Raw genomic sequence first — 23,902 nt, 5'->3', positions numbered from 1 at the left:
TTCCCTCTATAAATTGTTAATATCGATAGAATCAACACCCATAAATGAATACTTTTCTGTCCAAATTCACGGAGTATTTGAAGCCTGCCGCTCAGGCCGCTGTGCCGGTTATGGTCTTGCTCATCCTTGTGATGATGCTGGTGCCCCTGCCACCGCTGCTGTTGGACATGCTGTTCACGCTCAACATCGGCATGGCCATCATGGTCTTGATTGCCGCCCTGAACATTAAAAATTTCAAGGACTTTGTGTCCTTTCCCACCCTTTTGCTGGTGACGACGCTCATGCGTTTGTCGCTGAATGTGGCTTCTTCCCGAATTGTGTTGTTAGAAGGCCACTCTGGCACTGACGCTGCCGGTAAGGTTATTGAGTCTTTTGGCAAGTTCCTCATTGGCGGCAATTTCACCGTGGGTGTGGTCATTTTCATCTTGATCACCATCATCAACTTTGTGGTGATTACCAAGGGTTCGGGCCGGGTGGCTGAGGTTTCAGCCCGTTTTGCCCTGGATTCGATGCCCGGCAAGCAAATGGCCATCGATGCTGACCTAAACGCTGGCCTTATTAAGCAAGAAGAGGCCAAGCAGCGCCGGGCCGAGGTAGCTCAAGAGGCAGACTTTTTTGGCTCGATGGATGGTGCGTCTAAATTTGTGCGGGGCGATGCCATTGCCGGCATCCTGATTTTGATCATCAATCTGGTGGGCGGCTTGATCATTGGGATGATTACTCACAACCTGAGCTTCAGCAAAGCGATCACTTTGTACGGCACGCTGACCATTGGTGATGGCTTGGTAGCCCAGGTTCCTGCCCTGATTATTTCTACGGCAGCGGGTATTTTGGTAACTCGTGTAGCCACCGAAGACGATTTTTCTGAGCAGCTGTCCAAGCAGATGAACAGCAACCAAAGCGCGCTGCTCATTGCGGGCGGGGTGCTGGGCTTGTTGGGTTTGCTGCCAGGCATGCCGCATTTCACCTTCGTGATTTTTGCAGGCTTGTTCATTGGCTTGGCTTATTTGATTCGACGCAAAGCGGCCAATGCGGCCAAAGAGACTGCGGTTCAAACCAAGAGCGAGGCTGGCCGCCAAGAGCTGGGCTGGACGGATGTGCCCGTGGTGGAACCATTGTGCTTAGAGCTGCCCTACCGCCTGATTCCCATGGTGGACAAAGGCGAGGAAAGCGATTTGATCAAGCGCATTCGCGCCATTCGTCGCAAGTTCATCAACGACATGGGCTTCCTAACGCCCTCAGTGCACATTCGAGACAACCTGCAACTGCCTGCAGAAACCTACCGTTTTTTAGTCTATGGCGGTGAGGTGGGCCGCGGTCAGTGTTTACCAGACCGCTTGTTGGCCATTGCCCCTGAAGGTTTGGACCCCATGCCTGGTCTGCAAGTACGCGACCCCTCGTTTGGCATGCCCGCCACCTGGATCGATGTGAAGTCAAGAGACTTGGCCATTAGCCGAGGCCACACGGTGGTGGAGCCTGCCGTGGTAATGGCCACGCACTTAGACACCTTGATTCACCGCCACGCCAATGAATTGTTGGGCCGTCAAGAAACGCAAGAGTTGGTGGACCACTTCAAGGGTAGCTTCCCCAAACTGGTGGAAGACGTTATTCCCAAGGTGGTGTCATTGGCTTTGTTGCAGCGCTTGTTGCAGCTGTTGCTAGAAGAAGGCATCAGCGTGAAAGACTTGCGCACCATCATTGAGGTGGCCGCCGAACATGCACCCAAGACCCCTGACCCGCTGGACATTCTGCCCATGGTTCGCCAAGCCCTGCGTCGGACCATTGTTCAGCAGGCCTTGGGCAGCACTTTGGAAGTCCGCGTGTTGGGCGTGCAGCCAGAGTTTGAACGCCTCATTGAGCAAGCCATTGGCGGTGCTGCAGTGGCACCCGATGGTGTGATTGAACCTTCTTTGATGCGCCTGTTGGTGACAGAAATTTCCACCCATGTGGACGCCATGGAAGCCAAGAACTTGCCACCCGTGATTGTGTGCAATCCTCGCACCCGCTTGACGTTTGCGCGCATTGTTAAAAAAATACGCAGTCAGGCGCACGTGCTGGCCATGACCGAATTGCCTCTGGAAACAAATTTGACCTTTGAAAAGTTCATTTGTTCTCAGGCCAGCCCCACCTAAAGCGGAGTAGTACATGGGTCCCCAAAAATTCATCGCAGCCAACACCACCGAAGCGCTCAAGCTTGTGCGCCAGCAAGTGGGCGGGGATGCCATGGTGCTGTCCACCCGCGACACACCGCAAGGCGTAGAAATAGTGGCCATCTCACCCGAGGCTTTGAGCAGCTTGTCGCAACGCAAAGAAGGCGCCAGTTCCGATTTTTCTGCGCCGACGATCACGACTTCCATTTCCACCACTTCAAATTCTGTTTTTTCACCTGACACTAGCAATACCGCTGCAGGCTTTCCAGCACCTGCTGCTGTTCCCGCATCTGCAGCTGACAACCCCACAGCGCCCCAAGTTGAAAAGCTGCTGGCCGAGTTCTCTGCCGTGAAGCAACTCTTGCAAACCCATTTGTCAGCGCGTGCATGGGATGACATTCAAGCGCAATCAACTGACAAGGCAGAAGCCTTGCGCATTTTGCTGAACGCTGGTTTCTCTCCGCAACTGTGCGGCGAGTTAGCCGATGAATTGGCGGCATTGCCTGCAGACCCAAGCACACGTTTGATCGATCGCCTGCAAAGTTTGTTAGAACCCAAAATTGAAACACTGGACCCCTTGTCCGTGTTTGATCCTGGCGGCATCTTCGCGTTCATCGGACCTACCGGCGTAGGCAAGACTACCGCCATTGCCAAGATTGCGGCACGCTGTGTGTTGCGTTATGGCCGTGACCAATTGGCCCTGCTCACCACCGATACATTTCGCATTGGTGCGCAAGAGCAACTGAAGGTGTATGCCAAGATCATTGGCGTGCCAGTGGTCACCTTGCGCGACAGCGACGACCTCACCACCAAACTCAACAGCATGAAAGATCGCCGCGTGATCTTGCTGGACACCGCTGGTGTCAGTCAGCGCGATACGCAAATGCTAGAGCAAGCCAAGTTGCTGCTTGAAGGTGCGCCTTCGCTGAAACGCATTTTGGTGATGAGCAGCACCACCGACTTGCGCACCCAAGAAGACGTGATCTTGATGCATCAAATGGCCACGCAAAATGAAGCGCAGAAAGCACTCATTGGCGCCATCATTACCAAGACTGATGAAGCGGCTCAAATTGGCCCTGTGGTTGATTGCCTCATTCGTCACAAACTGCCGCTGATGTTCTTGGCCAATGGCCAGCGTGTGCCAGAAGATTTGAGCCAAGCCAACACAGCTTACTTGAGCCACCGTGCCCTGCACCCCCGTAGCATTTCTGGCCGCATGGAAATTCCAGATGAGCAAATTTCCATGCACCTCATGGACCAGCTGAACGACTGGATAAAGAATTCGCAATGAGTGATGCGCAGTCTTCCGATGTGATCGACCAGGCTGCTGGGCTGCGCTATTTGTTTGGCAACGCCACGGCGCCCGTGCATGTGCTGTACTGCCCTTCTAGGCCAGCCCTGACCTTGCCCTTGGTCGATGCACTCAGCAAAGACTTGACGAACGACGGCCAAACCATTTTGTGGGTTGACGAAGTTGCACTGAACGACAGAGAGTATTGGCCACTACCCTGCATTGTGAAGTTTGATCTCTCAAAAAGTATAGAAGGCCATGTGGCACTGGACCAAGGCGTGACCAAGATGTCCCCGTCACTTTGGTATGGCTTGTCTTTGCACACGCATCGGATTGCAAGGCCTGTTCAGCCGTTGGCAGAACGATTAACCAATAGCAATGTTCGCTTTGACAGCATAGTGGTGTCCGCAGCTTCAAACAAGCCCGAAAGTTTTGCCAAATATGGCGCACAGATTCACTTCACGGCTGTTTGCGCTTGCACAGAAGATCAGTTGCAGCAAACCATGACCTGGATGCAACAGGCTCAAGCTAAATGCACCGTAGCTTCTTGGGGTATTGTCTTAGCAGGCGACACAGATCAACTGACGCAAGCTCAGAACTGGCTGGCACAAACTGCCAAAGCGCACTTGCTGCGTGATGTGCAAGTATTGGGCACTGTGAATACCGAACGATTGAGTGCCGCCTTGGCAGGAGCTTGGACCGGACTGCCAGAGCTTATGTCAACTCTGAAACGCCATTTGCTGATCAACCACTGACATGGCCACCAAATATCAGCAAGACCTGGGTGAGCAGCTCAAAAAATACCAACCGCTGGTGCGCAGAATTGCGTCACAGATTGGCTCACGACTGCCCGCCAATGTGATGCTAGACGATTTGATTCAAGAAGGCATGACGGGTTTGCTGGATGCATTGCAGCGCTATGTGCCCCAGCCGAATCAAAGTTTTGAAAGCTATGCCAGCATGCGCATTCGGGGTGCCATCTACGATGCATGCCGCAAGGAAGACATCTTGCCGCGCAATCAACGCGACAAGTTGGACCAGCTGGAAAAAGTAACGCAACGCTTAGAGCAAAGTTTGGGGCGATTACCGTCTGAACAAGAAGTGGCGAAAGCTGCAGGCATGGAATCTAACGAGTACTACCAAGTGCTCGACAGTCTGTTCAATGTGCTGCCCATAGACGATATTCCTGAAAACTTATTGCCCGCTGATTTATCGGCCGACCCACTAGAGAAGTTTTCTAGCAAACAGTTTTTAGGGCAAGTCGTTGAGATTTTGAAAGATCTGCCAGAGAACCAAAAGATGGTGGTGGCTTTGCACTATCAAGAAGATTTGTCGTACAGAGAAATTGCTGCAGTGATGGACTTAACGCCGGGCCGCATTAGTCAGCTGCATACACAAGCAATGATTTCAATTCGCGCCTTGTTGGGCGCATAAGCAGGGCTTGGCTTAGAACTTGCCCAACAACTGACCACCACCCAAGAACGATACACCGCCCTCACTCGAGTAGGTGGCACCCGCGGAAGATTGCGCCGCATAGGCTTGCAGGGCCGCATTGCGCTGCATGGCCAGCTTGATCAGGTCTGTGTTGAGCTGATGGTCATCGCGGGCTTGCGTTAAACGCGTGTTAAGTTGTATTTGTTCGTCTTCGGGCAGCGTGGCAATGAACTGGCGTACACCTTCCACACCACCGGGGTAGTCTTCCAATGCCTTCAATGCCATTTGACTGTTTAAGATGGCGGCTTCAAGACCCGGTAGCGCGTGGTTCTCTAATGTGGTTCGCAGTTCAGCGACGGCTGTTGCAACCTGCTCGACCAAGTTGTGAGCATGTTGAAAACTCATGTGTGTTGAGCGCTTAAATTCAAGAGAGATTAGCCGCGGCCTGCGCGGACGGCAGCCACTGCGTTGCCCAACAAATTGCCGGCCACTTTTTGGTAGTCAATTTCAAAGGTGCCCTCTGCAATGCGCTGGCGAATTTCTTGCACCAAGTCGAGGTCCAATTTGTCGGCGTTGGCAGCACTAGCAGCCACGGGTTGCGCTTGCGCCGCTTTGGCTGCATCGCTAAGGCCGATGACGACAGCAGGTTCGGCTTTGCCACCTGCAGCTTGTTGCAAAGGCGCAGCAGCCGAGCCACCATTCAAGCCAGTGGCCTGTGGTTGTCCCAATCCTCGTACATCATTTACTTTGATAATCATGCCGCACCTTAATCTATCAACACTTCCACGGCACCCTGGGAAACTGCGGTGCCTTGGACAATTTTACCGTCAGAAATTCGAACTTTGACTGAGCTACCTAGGGCAGCCTGCGACATGGCCTGCCCCGAGGTGTCGATGGCAAAGCCTTTGCCCAGCAAAGTGACCCGAACTTGGTCTCCCGATTTAATTACGGCGATTGGCTTCAAATCGTTTAATCGGAGTGGGGTTCCCGCTTGAATGGGGCGGACCAATTCCATGTTTTTGGTCTCTTCAGGATCTTCTAGCAGGGTGTCACCCATCTTGGTCAGGTCACCTTCTGCCCACTGCAAATCGGCCACATTCAGGGCTTGGCCCTTGCGCAAAGCCTGGTTAGCGACCAAATATCGACCTTTGACCGCCACATAGACACTGACTGGGCGGACCCAGGGCCGACCTTCTTCACAGTTCAAGGCTAAGAAAATCTTGCCCCATGCACGGTCACGGCTTTGCAGGCTGACTCTAGGCGGTTTATCGCAGACTGGCAAATTGGCCCTAGGCTCGGACCATTGAACGGAAAAGTCACGTCCTTCCAATGAAGGGTGATTTTTAAGAAATTTGTTCACGGCTTCTTTGGACTGGGCAGTCCAAGCAGCATGAGCTGGCATTGCGACATTGAGCGACATGCACAGGAACCCCAGCCAAAGAACCAAGTTCTGGGCTTTCATGGGGGACCTAAGAAATAATAAATTTCGCCGGTGCCATCTAGCGCGACTGCGGAAACACCTTCTGGGCGCTGAATCCCTTCTGGCACCTCAAAGACGTTCATGTTCTCGGCTGGCAACATGCGGTCAACTTGCAGATTTTGATTGTCAATGCCTGCACGCAACATCAGGGTTCCCGAAAAACCAGCATCCTCTGAGTCTGGCTGAAATTGAACAAATTGCCCAGCAGCGGCCACATACCTTTGGTTTTTGTGCATGAAGGGCATCATGCGCATGCGCGTCAGGCTAGAAGGGAACACCAAACGAAAGCCCTCAGGCGTTCGCTTGATGTGACCCGCTACTTTTTTTAAACATTCTCCAATTTGCACATAGTCTTCATGTGTCAGACTGGGGGCCACCCAATCCATATAAATGGTCAAGCTGCGAGACTGGGCTTTGATGCTTTCAGCTTTGGCACCAAAGTCACGCAATGGGTCCACGCGGTCTAACAAACTGGCGTCCAGCCAAATGTCCACCAGCTCATGGGCAGACAAAGGAAACATCTGCGCCAAAGGTACTTGGCCAACGCGCAAAGACCAGTCTTGCAATTCACTGAGCAAGGCGTCCATTTGACGAACAGTTCTTTCATCGTCACGCTGATTGACGATGCGTGCATTTTGAATGAGGTTCAGACCCTTCAATCGCAGCGCCTTAAAACCAGGATCGGCCGCGCCAACCAATTGCGCACCCACGGCTTTGGGCATGACTGCTTCGAAGTTGCTGAGGGATGTAGAGTCGCGCGTGACTAGAACTTGCAGCCTGGCCATCCAGGGTTCCCAGACCTTGAGCTGCACTTCTGCGTTAGGCACCTGACCCAGTTGAATGTCTTTGATGGCCTGACCAATGATTGGCAAAAGACCATATGCCACATCAATGACGCTGGGTTGACCCAATGTCATTTGTCGCGCCACATCGTCGACCAATCCAGCAGCTGTGTCCAAGCCCAATATAGACAAGGCGCCCGACAAGTCACGACAATGCAAAGCACCTTGCATCATGTCGTCTGAGCCACCTTGCAAACTGTGTTTGAGGCCTTCCAAACTGCGTTCGGCATCGGCCATTACCAAGGACAAATGATCAAATCGGTTGGTTGACACGCGGCCTCCCGGTTTCATCATCAGGAAGGTCAGCGTCAAAGCGCCGGCCTTCAGGCACGTCTTCGACAGCGACCTGCAACCGACCCGACAAATCTTGCAAGGAAAGAGAAATGCGCTTGGTCGTGTTGCGCAGACCATTGACTTGCGTCATGACGGCCTCGATCTCATGGCTGTCCCTAGGAACTTCAAGCTGCTGCAAGTTGTCCTTGAGCAAAGCCACAGAGCGACCTAAATCTCGGGCAGTGTTAAAGACAGTTTGAATAGCTTCTGTGGTGAAAGCCAAGTCGTACACCAAGTTTTCGTGGGTCTGACCGCTGCAAAATTGAAGGTGAATGTTCAACATTTTTTCGCGCAGCAAATTCAAATCACTCTCCAGCTCTGTCTGCATGCGCATGACGGCATTCCAGGCTTGGGCTTCCATGGTTTTGGGGGGCGATTCAACTGGACCGCTGAGGGCCTGCTGCAGGTTCTTTAACTTTTCCAGAAGGGGGCCAAACTCTAAGGACAAAGCATCTGTGCGTTGCACGGCGTTGGCTAGAGGTGCGTCGACTGTGCGAATCGCTGCTTCAAGTTCTTGGGTCACGTTTAACCAGCGCTCAGACATCCTCTGTAAATGTTGGCGTCGGGCTACATACCCGGCCACATTGACAGCCAGACCCATGATCAACAAACACAAAGCAGCAAGAAGACCTTGTGAACTTGTGCCCGGAAACGCCAAATTGGACCAGTGCCAAGGTGGCGAAGCCAACACGATGCGGGGTACCGGCGGCAACAGGCTGGCAGAAGTTTTTAAACGATCGTATGCCGCCAAAATTTTTGACCAATCATCATCGGCCTTGCGAATGGTTTGCAAACCATCGTTTTTGGCCAGCAGTGCCAAAGTTTCTTTGGCCAACTTAGCGCGAGCAGCATCTTCTGTTTGCTTGGCTTCTTGCTCCAATGCATCCAACTGGACGTTGATTTCGCGCCAGATGGGTTGGCCTTTGGCCAAGCTAGCCCAAGTGAGCTTGGGTGTCGCACCCAAAGCCATAACAGGTGATGCTGTCGGGTTAGTCCCTGGCGCAGGCACAGCGTCTGACAAGACAGTCACATTGGCCCAATCTAGGGTGGCTTTGTAAAAACCACGCGCGGCTGAACCTTCGGCCATTTGTTTGGCATTCACAGATCCTTTGGGTTTGAACAAACCCAAGAGCGCATCTCTCAACGGAAAGTATGGGCTCAAGCTATCTTGACTGCCACTCAGAACTTGGATGTCTGCCACCATGGCATTGATTTTTCCGGGCCACGTTTGAATGTCAGAAGAGTCTGGTGAAATGCGCGAGCTGGCGGCGACCGTTTGACCGAACGCTGACAAGGGGGCGTTGAACGCTGAAAGCTGCTGAATAAGTTCGGGGGTTAATTCTTGATCTGGTGCCAGCATGGCATTTAAATTGGCCACGACTGACAGTGTTTGGGCATGCGCTGCTGCCATTTTTTCTTGTGACTTGTCTGGGGGTGGCGCCTCAAAATTGATGCCAAGCCAAACACTGATCAAAATGGCCACGGTTGCCAACCACACCAAGCCTGACAACCAAGACCAAACTCTGCCGACTTGGTCTTGTCTAACTTGGGCACTCAGTTTGCGCGCTTCAAGCATGGACAACCCCACGGGCATGAACCAAGAGCCAATCTTGTCCGTCATGATGAACAGAAGTCGATTTCATCTCATCCCAAAATGGTCCCAGCACTTGGTGGACACGACACCCTAGTGGTGCAGCCCCTGGAATGTTCAATATGAGGGCCCACTTCAACTCTTCTGGGGCAAAACTTGGTAGAACATTCGCGCTTAAATCGAAGCAATGAGAGAAGGCGCGCATGAAAACTGGCGCACCATCATGAATCTCAATGTCTAGCTCTGATTGAAGGTCGGCACCCTGAATGCTGGCGGTTTTGAAAACAGCGGCTAGGCTAGAGAGGGGTAAGGCGTAGTGGCCGCCCTGCCACTGGACGCCAATCCACTGGACCGAGGGTCCACGGGAGGAAGGCGACTGAACGGCGCTAGGGTCAGAAGAGATCTGCATAGTTAGAAGGCATTCTAATGCCGACTGGGCTCAATCTCCGAATGAAAACCCCCTAAAAAACGGCGTGCTCTCGCCGATCGGGCGCGCCCTCGCCCTGAAGCCATGTGGCATAGACATCCAACAAAGTTTGACGGCCATGGGAGGGGGTACCCTCTGGATCATATTGGTGGGCTGAAGCATTCCACACCAACATCGATTCTGTTGCGTAATACCGGCCAATGCGCGCCAGCTCTGCCTTGTCAGCCGCGGCCGGTATGACCTTGCCCAAAACACTCAGCACGCCAATGATGACATCCAGCATGCCAACAGGCACGCTATTGAACCGAGGCGGCTTGCCAAGCAATTGAAACAAAGACTCGCCTAGCTCAAACGGGGTGATGGCAGGACCGGGGCCACCAATGGGCAAGATTTGGTTGTGCCGGCTTGGATCGTTGAGGCAGCCCGCAATGAAATCAGCCAAGTCATCGTCGCTGATAGGTTTGCATGCGGTTAACTTGCCATCGCCAAAAATCAGGAATGGCTTGCCCTTTTTAACCCGTTCCAACTGGCCCGAAAGTGATTTGAAAAACGCCGTAGGCCTGACGATGGTGTAGATTAAACCCGATGACATCAAAGCTTTTTCAAAGGCCAACTTGGCATGCTGAAACGCCAGCAAAGGCTTTTGCACGCAAATGGCGGACAGTTGCACAAAATGTTGAACACCCGATTCTTGAGCCGCTTGCAGGACCCACAGATGTGCTTGGTGATCCACCAGCCATGCATCTTTGGGCGTTCCAGTTCTAGAGGCCATACAAGAAACAACGGCATCAAAACGCTCATTGGCAAAGCCATCTTTTTGCAAAGAAGCAAGGGAACAAGGGTTGCCATAACGGAGCGTTGCGCCGGCCAGCTGCTTTAACAGCTTGTCCTTGGCATTAGAAGTTGGGGAATTAGGATTTGGGGAATTTGAAGGGCGTCTTAAAAAACAGACCACTTCGTGACCATGGCGCATCAATGCACGCGCTGTTGCCATGCCGATGGTGCCTGATGCACCCAACAAAAATACACGCATGGATCGATCAAGCGTTCAAAAACATTTTGCGAACAGCTTCTCTGGCTTTGTCTCTTTGCTCAACTTCTTCATGATGCAGTTCACGCAAAGGACCATTCAGCATTTTCTTCATCAATCCTAGAGAAAAGGCCTCCAATACTTCTTCAAGCGGCTGACCTTTTTCTATCAGCTTGCGGGCGCGTATCAGCTCTGCTTGGCGCCAGGTGTCTGCTTGCGAATTCAACTCTTGAATCAGGGGCACATGCGTTCGTTGATCAAGCCATGACATGAACTTTCTCACCCCATCGTCGATGATGACTTCTGCATCCACCACAGCGGCTTGACGTTGCGACTGCCCACTGTTGATCACTTCGGTGAGGTCGTCTACGGTGTACAAATAAACATCGCGTAGGTCTTTGACTTCGGGCTCAATGTCGCGAGGAACAGCCAGATCGACCATGAAAATTGGCTTATTTTTACGTGCACGCAGCGCACTTTTAACCGCACCCAAACCAATCAATGGCAGCGTACTGGCTGTGCAGCTGATGACAATGTCAAACTCGTGCAGTTTTTTGGGCAAGTCGGCTAGCGCAATCGATTTTCCGCCATGCGCTGCAGCCAGTGTTTGCGCTCTTTCGATAGACCGGTTGGCAATGGTGATCGAGCGAGGCAACTTGGCGCCAAAATGTGCGACGCACAATTCAATCATTTCACCCGCACCGACAAACAGCACGTGGGTGTCTTTGATGTTTTCAAAAATTCGCGAAGCCAATCGCACTGAGGCCGCAGCCATGCTGATGGAATGTGCACCAATCTCTGTTGAGGTTCTAACCTCTTTGGCTACAGCAAACGAACGCTGAAACAATTGATTCAAGGTCGTCCCTAAAGCGCCTGTGTCGGCCGCCAACTTCACTGCGTCCTTCAGTTGTCCCAAAATTTGAGATTCACCCAACACCATGGAGTCGAGCCCACTGGCCACTCTGAAAGCATGCCGCGCTGAGGCATCACCTTCTAAGCGGTAAATGTGAGATTGCAAAACTTCAACTTGTGTTTGACCCTTTTCGGCTAACCACGAGAGGGTTTGAGGCAATTGAACGGCGTCACCCGCACAATAAATTTCTGTTCTGTTGCAAGTGGACAAAATGGCCACTTCTTTGTGGCTCTCAAAACTTTGCCGTAAGCCAATCAAAGAGTTTTCTAATTGTTCAGACGCAAAGGCAAACCGCTCGCGCAGATCAATTGGCGCGGTGCGGTGGTTGAGGCCTAGCGTCCAAACAGCCATTTAGACAACCCTTCTAAGGGCAGGCATGGCTTGCGTTTCTGGCCAAGCGTCATGAATGCGCTTTTGAATGCCTGCAGCAGTCAGTCCGTATTGCTGCATCAGCAAATTAGGATCGCCATGCTCTGTAAATTCATCTTCAAAGCCGATAACCAATACAGGCTTGGCCATGCCCAAGTCTTGCAGAGTTTCTAGCACGGCAGCGCCAGCGCCGCCCTTGCGAGTGCCATCTTCCAAGGTCACCAAATGTTCATGCGTTTGCGCAACTTCTTTGAGCAATTCAATGTCGATGGGCTTGGCCCAGCGCATGTTGACCACGGTAGCGTCGATTTGCTCAGCCACTTTTAAAGCTTCGTAAAGCAAGGGCCCAAACGACAAGATGGCCACACCCTTGCCTTCTCTTCTGATTTCACCTTTACCGAATGGCAAGGTGCTTAAATCTTTAGAAACTTCTTTGCTCACACCAGCGCCTCTCGGGTATCGCACGGTGACTGAATGGTCTTGCGCATAAGCCGTGCTCAGCAGTTGACGACATTCATTTTCATCGGCTGGACAGGCCACGCTCATATTGGGAATACAGCGGGTGAAAGCAATGTCGAACATGCCGGCATGCGTGGCACCGTCGGCACCCACCAAACCAGCACGGTCCAGCGCAAATACCACAGGCAAATTTTGCAACGCCACGTCATGAATCAGCTGGTCGTAAGCGCGTTGCAAAAACGTGGAATAGATGGCCACGACGGGTTTCAAGCCTTCACAGGCCATGCCTGCCGCAAAGGTGACGGCGTGCTGTTCTGCAATGCCCACATCGTGATACCGATGCGCAAAGCGCTGGCTGAACTCCACCATGCCAGAGCCTTCACGCATTGCGGGGGTGATGCCTACCAAGCGAGGATCTTTCGCTGCCATGTCGCAGAGCCACTGCCCAAACACTTGTGTAAAAGTAGTTTTGCTACTGGCTGCGGGCGTGAGGCCCACCGCTGGATCGAATTTGCCAGGGCCATGGTACGAAATAGGATCGGCCTCGGCCTTGGCATAGCCCTTGCCTTTGCGGGTGACCACATGCAAAAACTGGGGTCCCTTGGCTTGGGACAATTTTTGCATCACATCGACCAAGCCGTTCACATCGTGGCCATCGATGGGGCCGGTGTAAGTGAAGCCCAACTTTTCAAAAATGGTGTTGGGTTGAATGAAGTTGTGTGTTTGCTGCTCGAGTTGGCGCGCTATGGCAAACAAAGGCGGCGCATTTTTTAAAAACTTCTCACCTAATTTTTTGGCTTCGGCATAAAACCGACCTGACATCAACTCGCCCAAGTATTGGTTGAGCGCACCAACGGGCGGGCTGATCGACATGTCGTTGTCGTTCAAGATCACCAGCAAATCACAATCGGCTGTGCCCGCATTGTTCATGGCTTCGTAAGCCATGCCAGCGGTCAGTGCACCATCGCCAATGATGGCCACAGCCTTGCGTTGACTGCCTGTTTGCTTGGCCGCCATGGCCATGCCAAGCGCCGCCGAAATGCTGGTTGAAGAATGCGCTGTACCAAATGCGTCGTACTCGCTTTCCTCGCGCCTTGGGAATCCACTCAAGCCGCCCTTCTGGCGCAAGGTGCTCATTTGCTCCATTCGGCCCGTGAGCATTTTGTGAGGGTAGGTTTGATGTCCCACATCCCAAATTAAGCGATCTTCGGGTGTGTTGAAAACATAGTGCAAGGCGATGGTGAGTTCCACCGTCCCCAGGTTGGAACTGAAATGGCCGCCCGTTTGGGAGACCGATTGGATCAAACGCTCACGCAATTCGTGAGCCAAGCCCGGCAAGCTCTCACGCGAGAGCTTCCTCAAATGAGAGGGCGATTGAATCCATTCCAACAAGGCGTCCATGATTGGCCTGACGAGGTGATTGACAGACCTGTAATTTACCCAGATTTGACAAAACGTCAAGTTAAATTGACACTTCGGTTAAATTCTTAATTGACACTTTTCAAAAGTATTGGCTTTAACCACCCCAAGACACTATGTACCCAGCTTTACAAAACGACCAATTCCTGCGGGCTTGTCTCCGCCAATCAACTGACCACACCCCTGTTTGGTTGATGCGCCAAGCGGGACGATACCTGCCTGAATACCGCAAAACACGCGAAAAAGCAGGAAGCTTCATGGGTCTGGCCACCAACACAGACTTCGCCACCGAGGTGACGCTTCAACCATTGGACCGGTACCCCTTAGACGCCGCCATTTTGTTTTCGGACATCCTAACCGTGCCAGATGCCATGGGTTTGGGTTTGAGTTTTGCCCTTGGCGAAGGCCCCAAATTCGAAAAAGTGGTGCGCGATGAGGCCGCTGTTGCCGCCCTTCAAGTGCCCGACATGAACAAACTGCGCTATGTGTTTGACGCGGTCACCTCCATTCGAAAGGCTTTGAACGGCCGAGTGCCCCTCATAGGCTTCTCAGGCAGCCCTTGGACTTTGGCCTGCTACATGGTGGAAGGCGCTGGCTCTGACGACTACCGACTGGTCAAAAGCCTGATGTACAGCCGCCCAGACTTGATGCACCGTATTTTGGAAGTCAACGCCCTGTCTGTGGCGGAATACCTCAATGCCCAAATTGATGCGGGTGCGCAAGCAGTCATGATTTTTGACAGTTGGGGCGGTGTGATGGCCGATGGTGCCTTCCAGCAATTCAGCCTCAAATACACCGAATTGGTGCTTTCTAAGCTCAAAACACACCATGAAGGCCAACAAATTCCTCGCATTGTGTTCACCAAAGGTGGCGGCTTGTGGCTAGATGAAATGGGGCAGCTCGACTGCGAAGTTTTGGGCCTCGACTGGACCATGAACCTGGGCAAAGCCCGCGCCATGGTGGGTGGTCAAGTAGGTGGCCCGGGCAAGGCGTTGCAAGGCAACATAGACCCTAATGTGCTGTTTGCACCGCCAGATTGCATCGAAAAAGAAGTGGTTCGGGTGCTGGACAGCTTTGGCAAACCCCATACCGACCCCACTCAAACGGGTCCCACCCACATTTTCAATTTGGGCCACGGCATTAACCAGCATACCCCGCCAGAGCATGTGACGGCCCTGGTGGAATCTATTCATCGCCACTCCAAAAAGCTGCGTTCGTCGCCATAAACTGACAACACAAACCCTCACGCGGCCTCAAACTGTAAATTTAACTTGACAGTTTGGGGCAGTTTTTAGATGATGATCTGAACCAGTTCAGTGGGATTTTCCATGGCATCCACCTTTCCTTTTGCAGCCATCGTCGGTCAAGACGAGATGACGCTGGCCATCCAGGTGGTGGCCATCGACCCCACGGTCGGCGGCGTGCTGGTGCTGGGCGACCGCGGCACAGGCAAATCAACCGCCGTCAGGGCACTGGCCGACTTGCTGCCCCCCATCCAAGTGGTGAAGGGCTGCCCCTACAAATGCGACCCGCAGAAACCAGCCCAGGCTTGCCCTGTGTGCCAAGCATCACAAAGCGTATCGGGTGGCAAAGCCGCCAAGCCTCAAACAGAGAGCCGAGCCGTCAGCGTGGTGGACTTGCCACTGGGTGCCACCGAAGACCGCATTGTGGGCGCACTCGATTTAGAAAAAGCCTTATCACAAGGTATCAAAGAATTCTCACCCGGTTTGTTGGCGCAAGCGCACCGCGGTTTCTTGTACATCGATGAAGTCAACTTGCTAGACGACCATTTGGTCGACTTGCTCATTGACGTAGCAGCCTCTGGCGAAAACTTGGTCGAGCGAGAAGGCCTAAGCATTCGCCACCCTGCCCGCTTTGTGTTGGTGGGCAGTGGCAACCCTGAAGAAGGCGAACTGCGCCCTCAATTGCTCGATCGTTTTGGTTTATCCGTCCAAGTTCGTACACCGCAAGATATTGCGCTGCGCGTTGAAGTCATCAAACGCCGCGATGCGTTTGACAAAGACCCTGTGGCTTACAAAGCCCAATGGCAAGACGAAAGCGACAAACTGCAAAAGCGCATTGTCAAAGCGCGCAAGTTGTTGGAATCGGTGGTCGTCAGTGACGAGATGCTGACGCTGTGCGCCCGCTTGTGTCAGCAACTGGGTACCGATGGTTTGCGAGCAGAACTCACCCTGTTGCGTGCCACGCGTGCACTGGCTGCCATGCAAGGCAGCAAAACGGTGAAGCCCGAGCACCTTCAAACCATTGCGCCACTGGCCTTGCGCCATCGCTTGCGTCGCAACCCATTAGACGACACAGATTCTGGCGAGCGCGTGCAAAGGTGCTTGCAAGAAATTTTGGGCGCTTGAAGCTTGGCCATGCCAAACCAATTGCAAGGGATCGCGGCATGGAACGATGCCATCACATCCTTGCAGCTTTTACAAATTGACCCCCACGGTTTTGGCGGTGTTTGGCTGAAAGCACCCTTTGGCCCTGTGCGCGAACGATGGCTACAAGCCTTGCACAACAGCAGCGTCAAAACCATCAAACTGCCAGGCAGTATTGACCTTGAACGCTTGTTAGGCGGCATTGATTTATCGGCCACCTTGCAAACGGGCAAGCTTCACATGCAGAACGGTTTGTTGCAGCAGGCCCATCAAGGTGCGGTTTGCATCAGCATGGCAGAAAGATTTCCCAGTGCTTTGGTAGCCCCCATCACGCAGGCCATGGACACACAGTCCATTCCCCCTTTGAATGTCCGTTCAGATGCTGCGCCCATTAGCACGCAATTTGGCGTGATTGCTTTGGACGAATCGCTAGAAGACGATGCGCCCATCGGCAAATCATTGCAAGAGCGATTGGGTATTTGGCTGGATTTAAAAGACCTCGCGCCATCAGACATTCAAGCCATGACTGTGGATGCGTTGGACTCAGAGTCTCAAGCCATTCACGTTCAATTTAGCGAAGCGCATTTGCAACAGATGCAAGCGCTGCTGCATAAAATTCAATGGACACACGATCAAGCATTGGCCATGTGCGCTACAGCGCAAGGACTCGGGATTGATTCATTGCGCATACCCAGTCTGGCGTTGCGCGTGGCCTGCTGTCATGCGGCCTTGAATTTGCGTTCGATCGTTGAAGATGAAGATTTGGAATTTGCAGCTCGTCGCGTGTTGGCCCCCAGAGCCACGCAATGGCCGCAAGAAAATCAAGAAGAGTCTGCGGCAGAAGAGACTTCAGAAGAAAAAACAGAACAGCCGCCAGAGCCCAACAACGACGCCAACAAGCCACCGCCTGAGTCAGAAAAAGATTCTGAACAAGACTCAGAGGATCAGCCGCCTGAAACGCCATCAGAGCCCACAGCGGAAGACTTGCAAGAGATGATGGTGGCCGCGGCCTTGGCCAGTTTGCCCCCGGGCATGCTCGACGCTCTGATGACACAGGCAGGCCGCAGCCAAGGAAACACCTCTGGCAGAAGCGGTCAATTCAAAACAGGCTCGCAACGCGGCAGGCCCCTGCCCCCAAGGCCAGGTAGGCCCGGCGGCAATTCTCGATTGCATGTGCTGGCCACCTTGCGCGCAGCTGCACCCAAACAAAAATTAAGAGGCGCCAAGGTTCAAGGCCGTGTTGCCATTCGGTCTGAAGATTTTCATGTGCACCGATACCAACAGCACTCCTCCAGTTGCTTGATCTTGGCGCTCGATGCATCGGGATCAGCCGCACTGCAACGATTGGCTGAAGCCAAAGGGGCAGTTGAATTGTTGCTTCAACAATCGTACGCACGCCGGGACAGTGTTTGCATTGTGGCCTTCAGAGGCGCTAACGCACAATTGCTTCTTCCAATGACACGCTCTTTGGTGCGTGCCAAACGTGCCATGACCGGTTTGCCGGGCGGTGGCGGTACACCCTTGGCTTTGGCTTTAAAAATGGCATACGAGCAAGCCGCACAGTTGCACCGTCAAGGTGTCACGCCTATTTTGGTAATGCTCAGCGATGGCCGCGCCAACGTCACACTGCAAGGCTTAGGCGGCAGAGCGCAAGCACAAGCCGATGCCCTGCAATGGAGTGCGCAGTGGCGACAAACAGGTCATCGCTCCTTGTGGATTGACACCTCCATTCAGCCTGATCCGCAAGTGCAAAACTTGGCTCACACCATGGGCGGCAGTTACTTGCCCATGCCGCAAGTGCAAGCCCAACGTGTTGCCAATGCCATGGACAACTTGAGGCAGTTGGCTGCCTGAGATACAAATCATGTTTGACAGTTTGTATCCCACCATGCAGTGGGCCAACTACCGAAGTACTTGGCCTCATGCGCAGCACAGCCAATTTATTCAAGCGGGCGGCATTCAGTGGCATGTGCAAATCATGGGGCAAGGCCCCGTCTTGTTGTTGTTGCACGGCACCGGTTCTGGCAGCTTCAGTTGGCGCGGGTTGATGCCGTTGCTCAGCTCGCACTTTCAAGTGATTGCGCCAGACTTACCGGGCCATGCATTTACCAGCAGAGGTCCAGAAGGCAGCTTGTCATTGCAAGGCATGAGTGAAGGCCTGCGCGCTTTATTGTTGCAATTGAATGTGACACCCTCGGTAATTGGTGGGCACTCTGCAGGTGCTGCTATTGCCGCCAACATGTTGCTGCAGCAGCGCACTTTGTCTGAGACTCAGCTGATTGGTTTCAATCCGGCTTGGCTGCCTTTGCCTGGCCTGCCCTCTTTGATTTTCAGGCCCGCTGCCAAATTGGCAGCCATCAATCCAATTTCTGCATGGGCTACGGCCAAGCTGGCCAGCAAACCGGCCATGATACAAAAATCAATTTCACAAACAGGCTCGCAGCTTGATGCAGAAGGTTTGGCCTTGTATCAAAGTGTGTTCAGCCATTCGGGACATGTGCACAGCGTGCTCAACATGATGGCCGCATGGCAACTGAACGCCCTGTCCAGTGCCTTGTCGCAAATTAAAAATGAAGTGGCCATTTTGGTAGGCACGCAAGATCAAACCGTGCCACCATCAATGGCGTACGAGGCTTGCAAATTGATGCCGCAAACGCGCCTTTATGAACAGCCAAACTTGGGACATTTGGCGCACGAGGAAGACCCCGCCGGTACTGCTCAAACGATTCTCAAAATCTGTGAATCTATTTGACAGCAAAACTCTTTAAGAGATTAACCGCTTCAATGGGGTCGGTAGAGATGGCATCGGCGCCAAACATGTCGGCCGACAAATCTTTGAGCATAAAGATAGGGCCACCCAACATGACCTTGATATTCGGGTTGCCGGAGTTTCGTCTGAAGTTGGCAATCAAATCACGCAGTTGGGGCAATTGCGTTTCGATGGCCACAGAAATACCAATGACGTCAAACCATTCATTGGCAATAGCGCGCATCAGTTCAGATTCAGTGGACGAAATTTCAATGACCACATGGGCGCCGGAACGACGGAAAAAATCTGCGACGATGGTCAAGCCCAAAAAGTGCTGAGAACCTGGCGCACACGACAGCATGACGCGTTGGGTTTCGCCTTCAACCGTAGGGCCCTCGTGATACCCGTAACCTAAGCGGTGTGTCACTTGGTGCATCTGTGCTAATCCGCAAGTTACATCGCTGAAATCACACAGGTCTTTTTCCCACAAAACGCCCAAGTGCCTGGCAGCTGGCGTAATGAGTTCCATGAAAATTCGGTCTTGCTTTAAACCGCGGTCTAGCAAGCGATCGACAATTTGATTGACGCCAGCCGTATCACCTTTCAGGCAGCACCCAGTGAAGTCCAACATTTCTGGGACTGGTTCGCCAAACTCAGGCGAGTCGGCGCTGATGGACTGGCTAGAGATGAGTTGCTGAGAATTCAACAGCCTAGGAATGATTTGAGACTCAATCACGTCTAGGAGGGAATCCTTGCACTCGTCATTCGCGGCACCCGACTCATTGGGGCGCTGAGAAGAACTCCCTAAGCCATTGAACTTAGACATGCAATTTCCTTGCGAGGGATAGCGTGCCAAACTGGGTGGGTGATCGGGGCGTTAATTTCGCCAGCAAAATAGCTTACCGATCCGCGTATCGAACCTAGTTTATAAATTGAAGTTTGACTCGCTTCAACCCTCTTTAACCCTTAGTATCTCCTACAAATCTAATGGGTATTGATGAACTTTGTATTAAATGTGAAGACAAAGTTCATTCAAAAAGGGCCGTTCAACTTGACGGTTTCAACATTCAAGACAGTGGCGATGCTGACCCATACCCAATAGGGTATCAACAACAAAGCCGCTTTTTTAGAGATGCGCCAAAGGCCCATGATGAGAAACAAAATGGAAAGCCACAGAAAAACCACTTCAAAAACAGCAAAGTCAGGGCGCTGCAATTTGAAGTAGATGGCGCTCCACAAAATATTTAAAAAAGCGTTAATCCCAAACAACAAAATAATTCTTTTTTGTTCATGGGGCCCCTTAGCAGCCTGCCAAGCCAGTGCCCCACTGATGGCGCACAGCGTAAAGATGGTGGTCCAAATGACCCCAAAATAGGGGTCTGGCGGCTTCCATTCAGGGTGTTTAAGCGAAAAATACCAAGGCCCCAACTCTGTGAGGCCGCCGCCAATACCTGCCGTGAGGTAGCTCAGTGCAAATGCAATTGCAAAAGTTTTGAGAGTTGCTGAATTGATTTGCAATGGGGCCCCTTTAGGTTCGGGCCAATCCTAACAAATGGGCCATGTCTTTGAAGAATATTCGGACATGCGCCATAGGGTCTTTTCTGGCCAACTCTTTGTTCATGTAAGACTCAAAGGTGAGTCTCTGTACGTCGCGATCTTCGCAAATTTTGACGAACTTTTCACGGCGCTTGTCATTCTGATACCAGAAGTATTGCATGATGGCCAAAATCCAGAACACCTTGCCGTGTTGTTTCATGAATTTTTTACGGCCTTGTTTCAAACACGCAGGGTTGCCGGTTTTTAAAGCTTCGTGTGCAGCACGGGCCATGGTTCGGGCGCAGTCCATGGCGTAGTAAATGCCTTCACCAGAAGATGGTGCCACCACACCGGCGGCATCACCCACCACCAACACATCTTTGCCGTTGTCCCATTTTGGAAGAGGCTTCAATGGAATAGGCGCACCTTCTCTTCGGAGCGTTGGCTCGTCTGTGAGACCCGCCACTTTGCGCAAGTGTCCCGTTGCAGTTCTGAGCGAAAAACCCTTGTCAGCACTGCCTGTGCCCACACTCATGGTGTTGCCGTGGGGAAACACCCAACCATAAAAGTCGGGCGACACTTCGCCTTGGTAATACACGTCACAGCGCTGGCCATCGTGCGATGGTTTTTGCACAGGTGCTTGAATGATCTCGTGATAAGCAAACACATACTTGGTTTTGTCGGCATCGGGAATTTGCTGACGCGCTACTTCTGATTTGGCGCCATCGGCACCAATCACCATGCGCGCACTGACCTTGATGGGTTTGGCATGCTCAGTAGCCGAATGTTCTTTAGAGTGAACAGGCGTGTAATGCACCCAAAGGGTACCCGCATCATCGTGCTGCACTTTGTCAAAGATGGCTTGTTGACGAATAGCGCCCGACTGTGCTGCACGTGTCCGCAAAAATTCATCAAAGTCGATCCTGTCGACCATGCCCACAAAACCATTGTCAATGTGAATGTCGACCTTGTTGTCTGCAGGCGAGATCATGCGGGCGCAATTGACTTTGGCCACCAACAAATGGTCTGGAATTTCAAAGTCTTTGATCAATCTGGGCGGTATGGCGCCACCACAAGGCTTGGGCCTGCCTTGTCGGTCTAGCAACAAAACGCGCCAGCCTTCTTTGGCTAAATCGTTGGCGGCTGTGGCGCCAGAAGGGCCACCTCCTACCACCACAAAATCGTAATCGGTTTGGCTCATGATGTGGATCCACCTTTCCAGAGGACATGGTTGTCGAGAGACATTTCTGAAGGCTTCACATCACCAGCGCGCATGCGCATGGCAACCACTGCAGAGGCCAAAAACATCAGGGATTGAAATGCAAACACAGCCACATAGGCTGATCGAGAATCTTGAAGCAGGGCATGTGCCAAATCGCTGGCAGCCGTTCCAACGAGGCCACCCAAACCAAATGCGGCCGCTTGTGCAGCGCCCCACAGGCCCATGCGCGTGCCTTCGCGGCCAGGTCCGCCCTCACCTGCCAAGCGCATCATGGTGGCGATGGCTGCAATAGAGAATGCACCGTTGGCGATGCCTAAGAAAATGACGTTGGCCTTGAGCGGCCAAGCCTCGGTCATGTTGACCAACGCAGACGAAGACAAGCCCACTGTGGCAATGGCTGAGAACACACAGCCGCCCACCATCCAAGCTTGCACAGAACCCAAGCGGCCTGCCACCCAACGGGTGCTGGCACCAGCGACTGCCAACATACCGAACAGCACACCCATGTGGTGCCAGCCAGATAGCTGCGTGGTTTTGCCGGGCGACATGCCGTGAATGGCGCCAGCAAAGGGCTCCAAAATTAAATCTTGGGCGCTGTAGGCCAGCATCGACAAGAACACAAAAATGGTAAAAGTTCTGGCTTTGGGCTCAGACCAAACTTCTTTGAAAGTTTGTTTGAAATCTGCTGCTGTGGGTTTGTTTTCTGGCGCGACATCTGCCGTGGGTTTTTCTAATCGCCACAAGCACAGCGCCGTGATACAGGTCGTGAGCAAACTCAAACTGGCCGATACCTTCAACAAAATTTCTGGCGTGTAGGGGTCGATCAACTTGCCGACAGTGCCAGCGGTAATGGCAAAGCCCATGATCATCATGAGCCACACAGTGGTAGCCGCTTGTGCCCGTTTTTGATCGGGCACTTGCTTGGCCATTAAGGTGAGCAAGGACGTACCGCAAGCACTCACACCCAAGCCAATCAAACTGAAAGACAGCACGGCCAATGCAATGCCCCACACCGGCTCAGTGGCCATCCAAATGGTGGATACAGCAGCCATCACACCGCCTACGCCAAGCACCATCATGCCGCCCATCATCCAAGGCGTGCTGCGTCTGCCTTTGTCAGCGCCATAGCCCATGCGGGGGCGCACCATTTGCACAGCATAGTGCCAGGCCACTAAAGCGCCAGGCAACAAAGCAGGAAACGCCAACTCCACCACCATGATGCGATTGAGCGTTGATGTAGTGACCACCACCACAGCACCCAAGCAGGCTTGAATGAGACCCAGTCGAATGATTTGAAACCATCCAAATAATGGCGATGTCATAAGACGCCTCCCGCATTGAGTTGGCGCAAGCCCCAGGCACTGACCATCATGCCGGTGACAAACATGGGGACATTGAAGGCACTGACATACAGTGCGCGCTCAACAGGATTTTTAAGAAATTTGATCATCAGTGGCCATTGCATCAAGCTCAAGACCAACACCGTCATTGCGTGCAGAGGCAACTGCCAATTGAACAGCAGCACAGCCACTACCACTTGCGGGGTCCACATCATCAAACATGCAATGCGTGCGGCACCCACGGGGCCATACTTCACAGGCAATGACGCAATGCCCATTTGCCTGTCACCCTCAATGGCTTTGAAATCGTTCAAGGTCATGATGCCGTGCGCACCTAAGCTGTAAAGCAAGGCCAAACCAATTGAGTAACTGCCTGGCCATGCACCGCCCAACATGACTGCTGTGCCTGTAAGCCAAGCCAAACCTTCATAGCTGAGTGCGCAGGCTGCAGCGCCCCACCACCCATTGTTTTTTAAACGCACAGGGGGCGCGCTATAAGCCCAGGAAAATGCAATGGCCAAAGCGCAAGCCACAAAACCCCACGTGCCCATGAGCGTGGCCCAGAGCAAAGACAAAGCGGTCCACAACACGGCAATTCCCAAGCCCCACTTGCCAGGCATGCGGCCCGATGGAATAGGTCTTTGAGGTTCGTTGATGGCGTCGACATGTCGGTCAAACCAATCGTTGACGGCTTGACTGCTGGCACACACCAATGGGCCCGTCAAAACAAGGCCCAACACGATCAAGACCCAGTTGTCGGAAAGGCTCTGTCCAGAGGCAACGGCACCACATGCAAAAGCCCACACTGGTGGAAACCAAGTGATGGGCTTGAGAAGTTCAGCAACCGTGCGCAGGCTGGGGCGCTGCGGCGGTGGTGTGAGCGTGAGCATGGGATTGTCCATGCCACCATTGTGAGAAGTCTTTGAGAAA

Annotated in this window: 22 protein-coding genes; 8 read left to right on the top strand and 14 right to left on the bottom strand. The window is 52.8% G+C overall.

All coding sequences use genetic code 11. The features are described from left to right. The first annotated feature begins 44 nt into the window (after positions 1 to 44). Genes flhA through AMM03_RS04220 form a run of 4 tightly spaced genes read left to right on the top strand, consistent with a single transcriptional unit; the run spans position 45 to position 4,875 of the window. Positions 45 to 2,132, top strand: a complete 2,088-nt coding sequence (gene flhA / locus AMM03_RS04235; RefSeq protein WP_090129165.1) for a flagellar biosynthesis protein FlhA — start codon at positions 45 to 47, stop codon at positions 2,130 to 2,132. A gap of 13 nt (positions 2,133 to 2,145) precedes the next feature. Further along, positions 2,146 to 3,441 carry a flagellar biosynthesis protein FlhF gene (flhF, locus tag AMM03_RS04230; protein WP_090129164.1) on the top strand — a complete coding sequence of 432 codons (1,296 nt, stop codon included), beginning with the start codon at positions 2,146 to 2,148 and terminating at the stop codon, positions 3,439 to 3,441. Next, complete coding sequence (locus AMM03_RS04225; RefSeq protein WP_090129163.1) at positions 3,438 to 4,196, top strand: hypothetical protein; 759 nt, start codon at positions 3,438 to 3,440, stop codon at positions 4,194 to 4,196. Before flhF ends, AMM03_RS04225 begins: the two co-directional genes overlap by 4 nt. Before the next feature lies 1 nt (position 4,197). Then, positions 4,198 to 4,875, top strand: a complete 678-nt coding sequence (locus AMM03_RS04220) for a FliA/WhiG family RNA polymerase sigma factor (protein WP_090129162.1) — start codon at positions 4,198 to 4,200, stop codon at positions 4,873 to 4,875. A gap of 12 nt (positions 4,876 to 4,887) precedes the next feature. On the opposite strand, the gene AMM03_RS04215 is transcribed toward AMM03_RS04220, so the two are convergent. The 9 genes from AMM03_RS04215 to dxs are packed head-to-tail and all read right to left on the bottom strand — an operon-like array spanning position 4,888 to position 13,720. Further along, positions 4,888 to 5,280, bottom strand: a complete 393-nt coding sequence (locus tag AMM03_RS04215) for a hypothetical protein (RefSeq protein ID WP_090129161.1) — start codon at positions 5,278 to 5,280, stop codon at positions 4,888 to 4,890. 29 nt (positions 5,281 to 5,309) lie between these two features. Further along, positions 5,310 to 5,633, bottom strand: a complete 324-nt coding sequence (gene flgM, locus AMM03_RS04210) for a flagellar biosynthesis anti-sigma factor FlgM (RefSeq protein ID WP_090129160.1) — start codon at positions 5,631 to 5,633, stop codon at positions 5,310 to 5,312. Positions 5,634 to 5,641: 8 nt separating this feature from the next. Continuing rightward, a complete protein-coding gene (flgA, locus tag AMM03_RS04205; RefSeq protein WP_090129159.1) occupies positions 5,642 to 6,337 on the bottom strand; it encodes a flagellar basal body P-ring formation chaperone FlgA in 696 nt (231 codons plus the stop codon). Next, positions 6,334 to 7,470 carry a hypothetical protein gene (locus AMM03_RS04200; RefSeq protein WP_194942757.1) on the bottom strand — a complete coding sequence of 379 codons (1,137 nt, stop codon included), beginning with the start codon at positions 7,468 to 7,470 and terminating at the stop codon, positions 6,334 to 6,336. The genes flgA and AMM03_RS04200 overlap by 4 nt, the downstream gene beginning before the upstream one ends. Further along, positions 7,451 to 9,151, bottom strand: coding sequence for a hypothetical protein (locus AMM03_RS04195; protein ID WP_194942756.1), 1,701 nt, complete (start codon positions 9,149 to 9,151; stop codon positions 7,451 to 7,453). Before AMM03_RS04195 ends, AMM03_RS04200 begins: the two co-directional genes overlap by 20 nt. Next, positions 9,099 to 9,530 carry a hypothetical protein gene (locus tag AMM03_RS04190; RefSeq protein ID WP_090129156.1) on the bottom strand — a complete coding sequence of 144 codons (432 nt, stop codon included), beginning with the start codon at positions 9,528 to 9,530 and terminating at the stop codon, positions 9,099 to 9,101. The genes AMM03_RS04195 and AMM03_RS04190 overlap by 53 nt, the downstream gene beginning before the upstream one ends. Before the next feature lie 52 nt (positions 9,531 to 9,582). Beyond that, positions 9,583 to 10,581, bottom strand: a complete 999-nt coding sequence (locus tag AMM03_RS04185; RefSeq protein ID WP_090129155.1) for an NAD(P)H-binding protein — start codon at positions 10,579 to 10,581, stop codon at positions 9,583 to 9,585. Positions 10,582 to 10,588: 7 nt separating this feature from the next. After that, complete coding sequence (hemA, locus tag AMM03_RS04180; protein WP_090129154.1) at positions 10,589 to 11,842, bottom strand: glutamyl-tRNA reductase; 1,254 nt, start codon at positions 11,840 to 11,842, stop codon at positions 10,589 to 10,591. Then, a complete protein-coding gene (dxs, locus tag AMM03_RS04175; protein WP_090129153.1) occupies positions 11,843 to 13,720 on the bottom strand; it encodes a 1-deoxy-D-xylulose-5-phosphate synthase in 1,878 nt (625 codons plus the stop codon). A gap of 134 nt (positions 13,721 to 13,854) precedes the next feature. Here dxs and hemE point away from each other — a divergent pair, with 134 nt between their 5' ends. From hemE to bchO, 4 genes are all read left to right on the top strand, one after another. Beyond that, positions 13,855 to 14,964: a uroporphyrinogen decarboxylase gene (hemE, locus tag AMM03_RS04170; protein WP_090129152.1), complete on the top strand. Its 1,110-nt coding sequence runs from the start codon at positions 13,855 to 13,857 to the stop codon at positions 14,962 to 14,964. A 102-nt stretch (positions 14,965 to 15,066) separates the two neighbouring features. Beyond that, a complete protein-coding gene (gene bchI, locus AMM03_RS04165) occupies positions 15,067 to 16,107 on the top strand; it encodes a magnesium chelatase ATPase subunit I (protein WP_090129151.1) in 1,041 nt (346 codons plus the stop codon). A gap of 9 nt (positions 16,108 to 16,116) precedes the next feature. After that, positions 16,117 to 17,979 (top strand): magnesium chelatase subunit D, encoded by a 1,863-nt coding sequence (locus tag AMM03_RS04160; protein ID WP_090129150.1) that lies wholly within the window; start codon positions 16,117 to 16,119, stop codon positions 17,977 to 17,979. Positions 17,980 to 17,989: 10 nt separating this feature from the next. Continuing rightward, complete coding sequence (gene bchO / locus AMM03_RS04155) at positions 17,990 to 18,877, top strand: alpha/beta fold hydrolase BchO (RefSeq protein ID WP_090129149.1); 888 nt, start codon at positions 17,990 to 17,992, stop codon at positions 18,875 to 18,877. On the opposite strand, the gene AMM03_RS04150 is transcribed toward bchO, so the two are convergent. The 5 genes from AMM03_RS04150 to chlG all read right to left on the bottom strand — a co-directional run bounded on the left by AMM03_RS04150 (position 18,870) and on the right by chlG (position 23,874). Next, positions 18,870 to 19,700 carry a cobalamin B12-binding domain-containing protein gene (locus AMM03_RS04150; protein WP_090129148.1) on the bottom strand — a complete coding sequence of 277 codons (831 nt, stop codon included), beginning with the start codon at positions 19,698 to 19,700 and terminating at the stop codon, positions 18,870 to 18,872. The two genes, bchO and AMM03_RS04150, sit on opposite strands and share 8 nt — an antisense overlap. A gap of 206 nt (positions 19,701 to 19,906) precedes the next feature. Beyond that, a complete protein-coding gene (locus AMM03_RS04145; RefSeq protein WP_090129147.1) occupies positions 19,907 to 20,392 on the bottom strand; it encodes a TspO/MBR family protein in 486 nt (161 codons plus the stop codon). A 10-nt stretch (positions 20,393 to 20,402) separates the two neighbouring features. Further along, the gene (locus AMM03_RS04140; protein ID WP_090129146.1) at positions 20,403 to 21,611 is read right to left on the bottom strand and encodes a geranylgeranyl diphosphate reductase; all 1,209 of its coding nucleotides are present in this window, start codon (positions 21,609 to 21,611) and stop codon (positions 20,403 to 20,405) included. Continuing rightward, a complete protein-coding gene (locus tag AMM03_RS04135) occupies positions 21,608 to 22,954 on the bottom strand; it encodes a BCD family MFS transporter (protein WP_090129145.1) in 1,347 nt (448 codons plus the stop codon). Before AMM03_RS04135 ends, AMM03_RS04140 begins: the two co-directional genes overlap by 4 nt. After that, positions 22,951 to 23,874, bottom strand: a complete 924-nt coding sequence (gene chlG, locus AMM03_RS04130) for a chlorophyll synthase ChlG (protein ID WP_090129144.1) — start codon at positions 23,872 to 23,874, stop codon at positions 22,951 to 22,953. The genes AMM03_RS04135 and chlG overlap by 4 nt, the downstream gene beginning before the upstream one ends. Between the last annotated feature and the right edge of the window lie 28 nt (positions 23,875 to 23,902).

Source organism: Limnohabitans sp. Rim11 (assembly GCF_001269365.1).
GTDB lineage: Bacteria > Pseudomonadota > Gammaproteobacteria > Burkholderiales > Burkholderiaceae_C > Limnohabitans_A.
The sequence above is the reverse complement of the archived record's forward strand: the minus strand, read 5'-3'. Positions and strand labels throughout refer to the sequence as shown.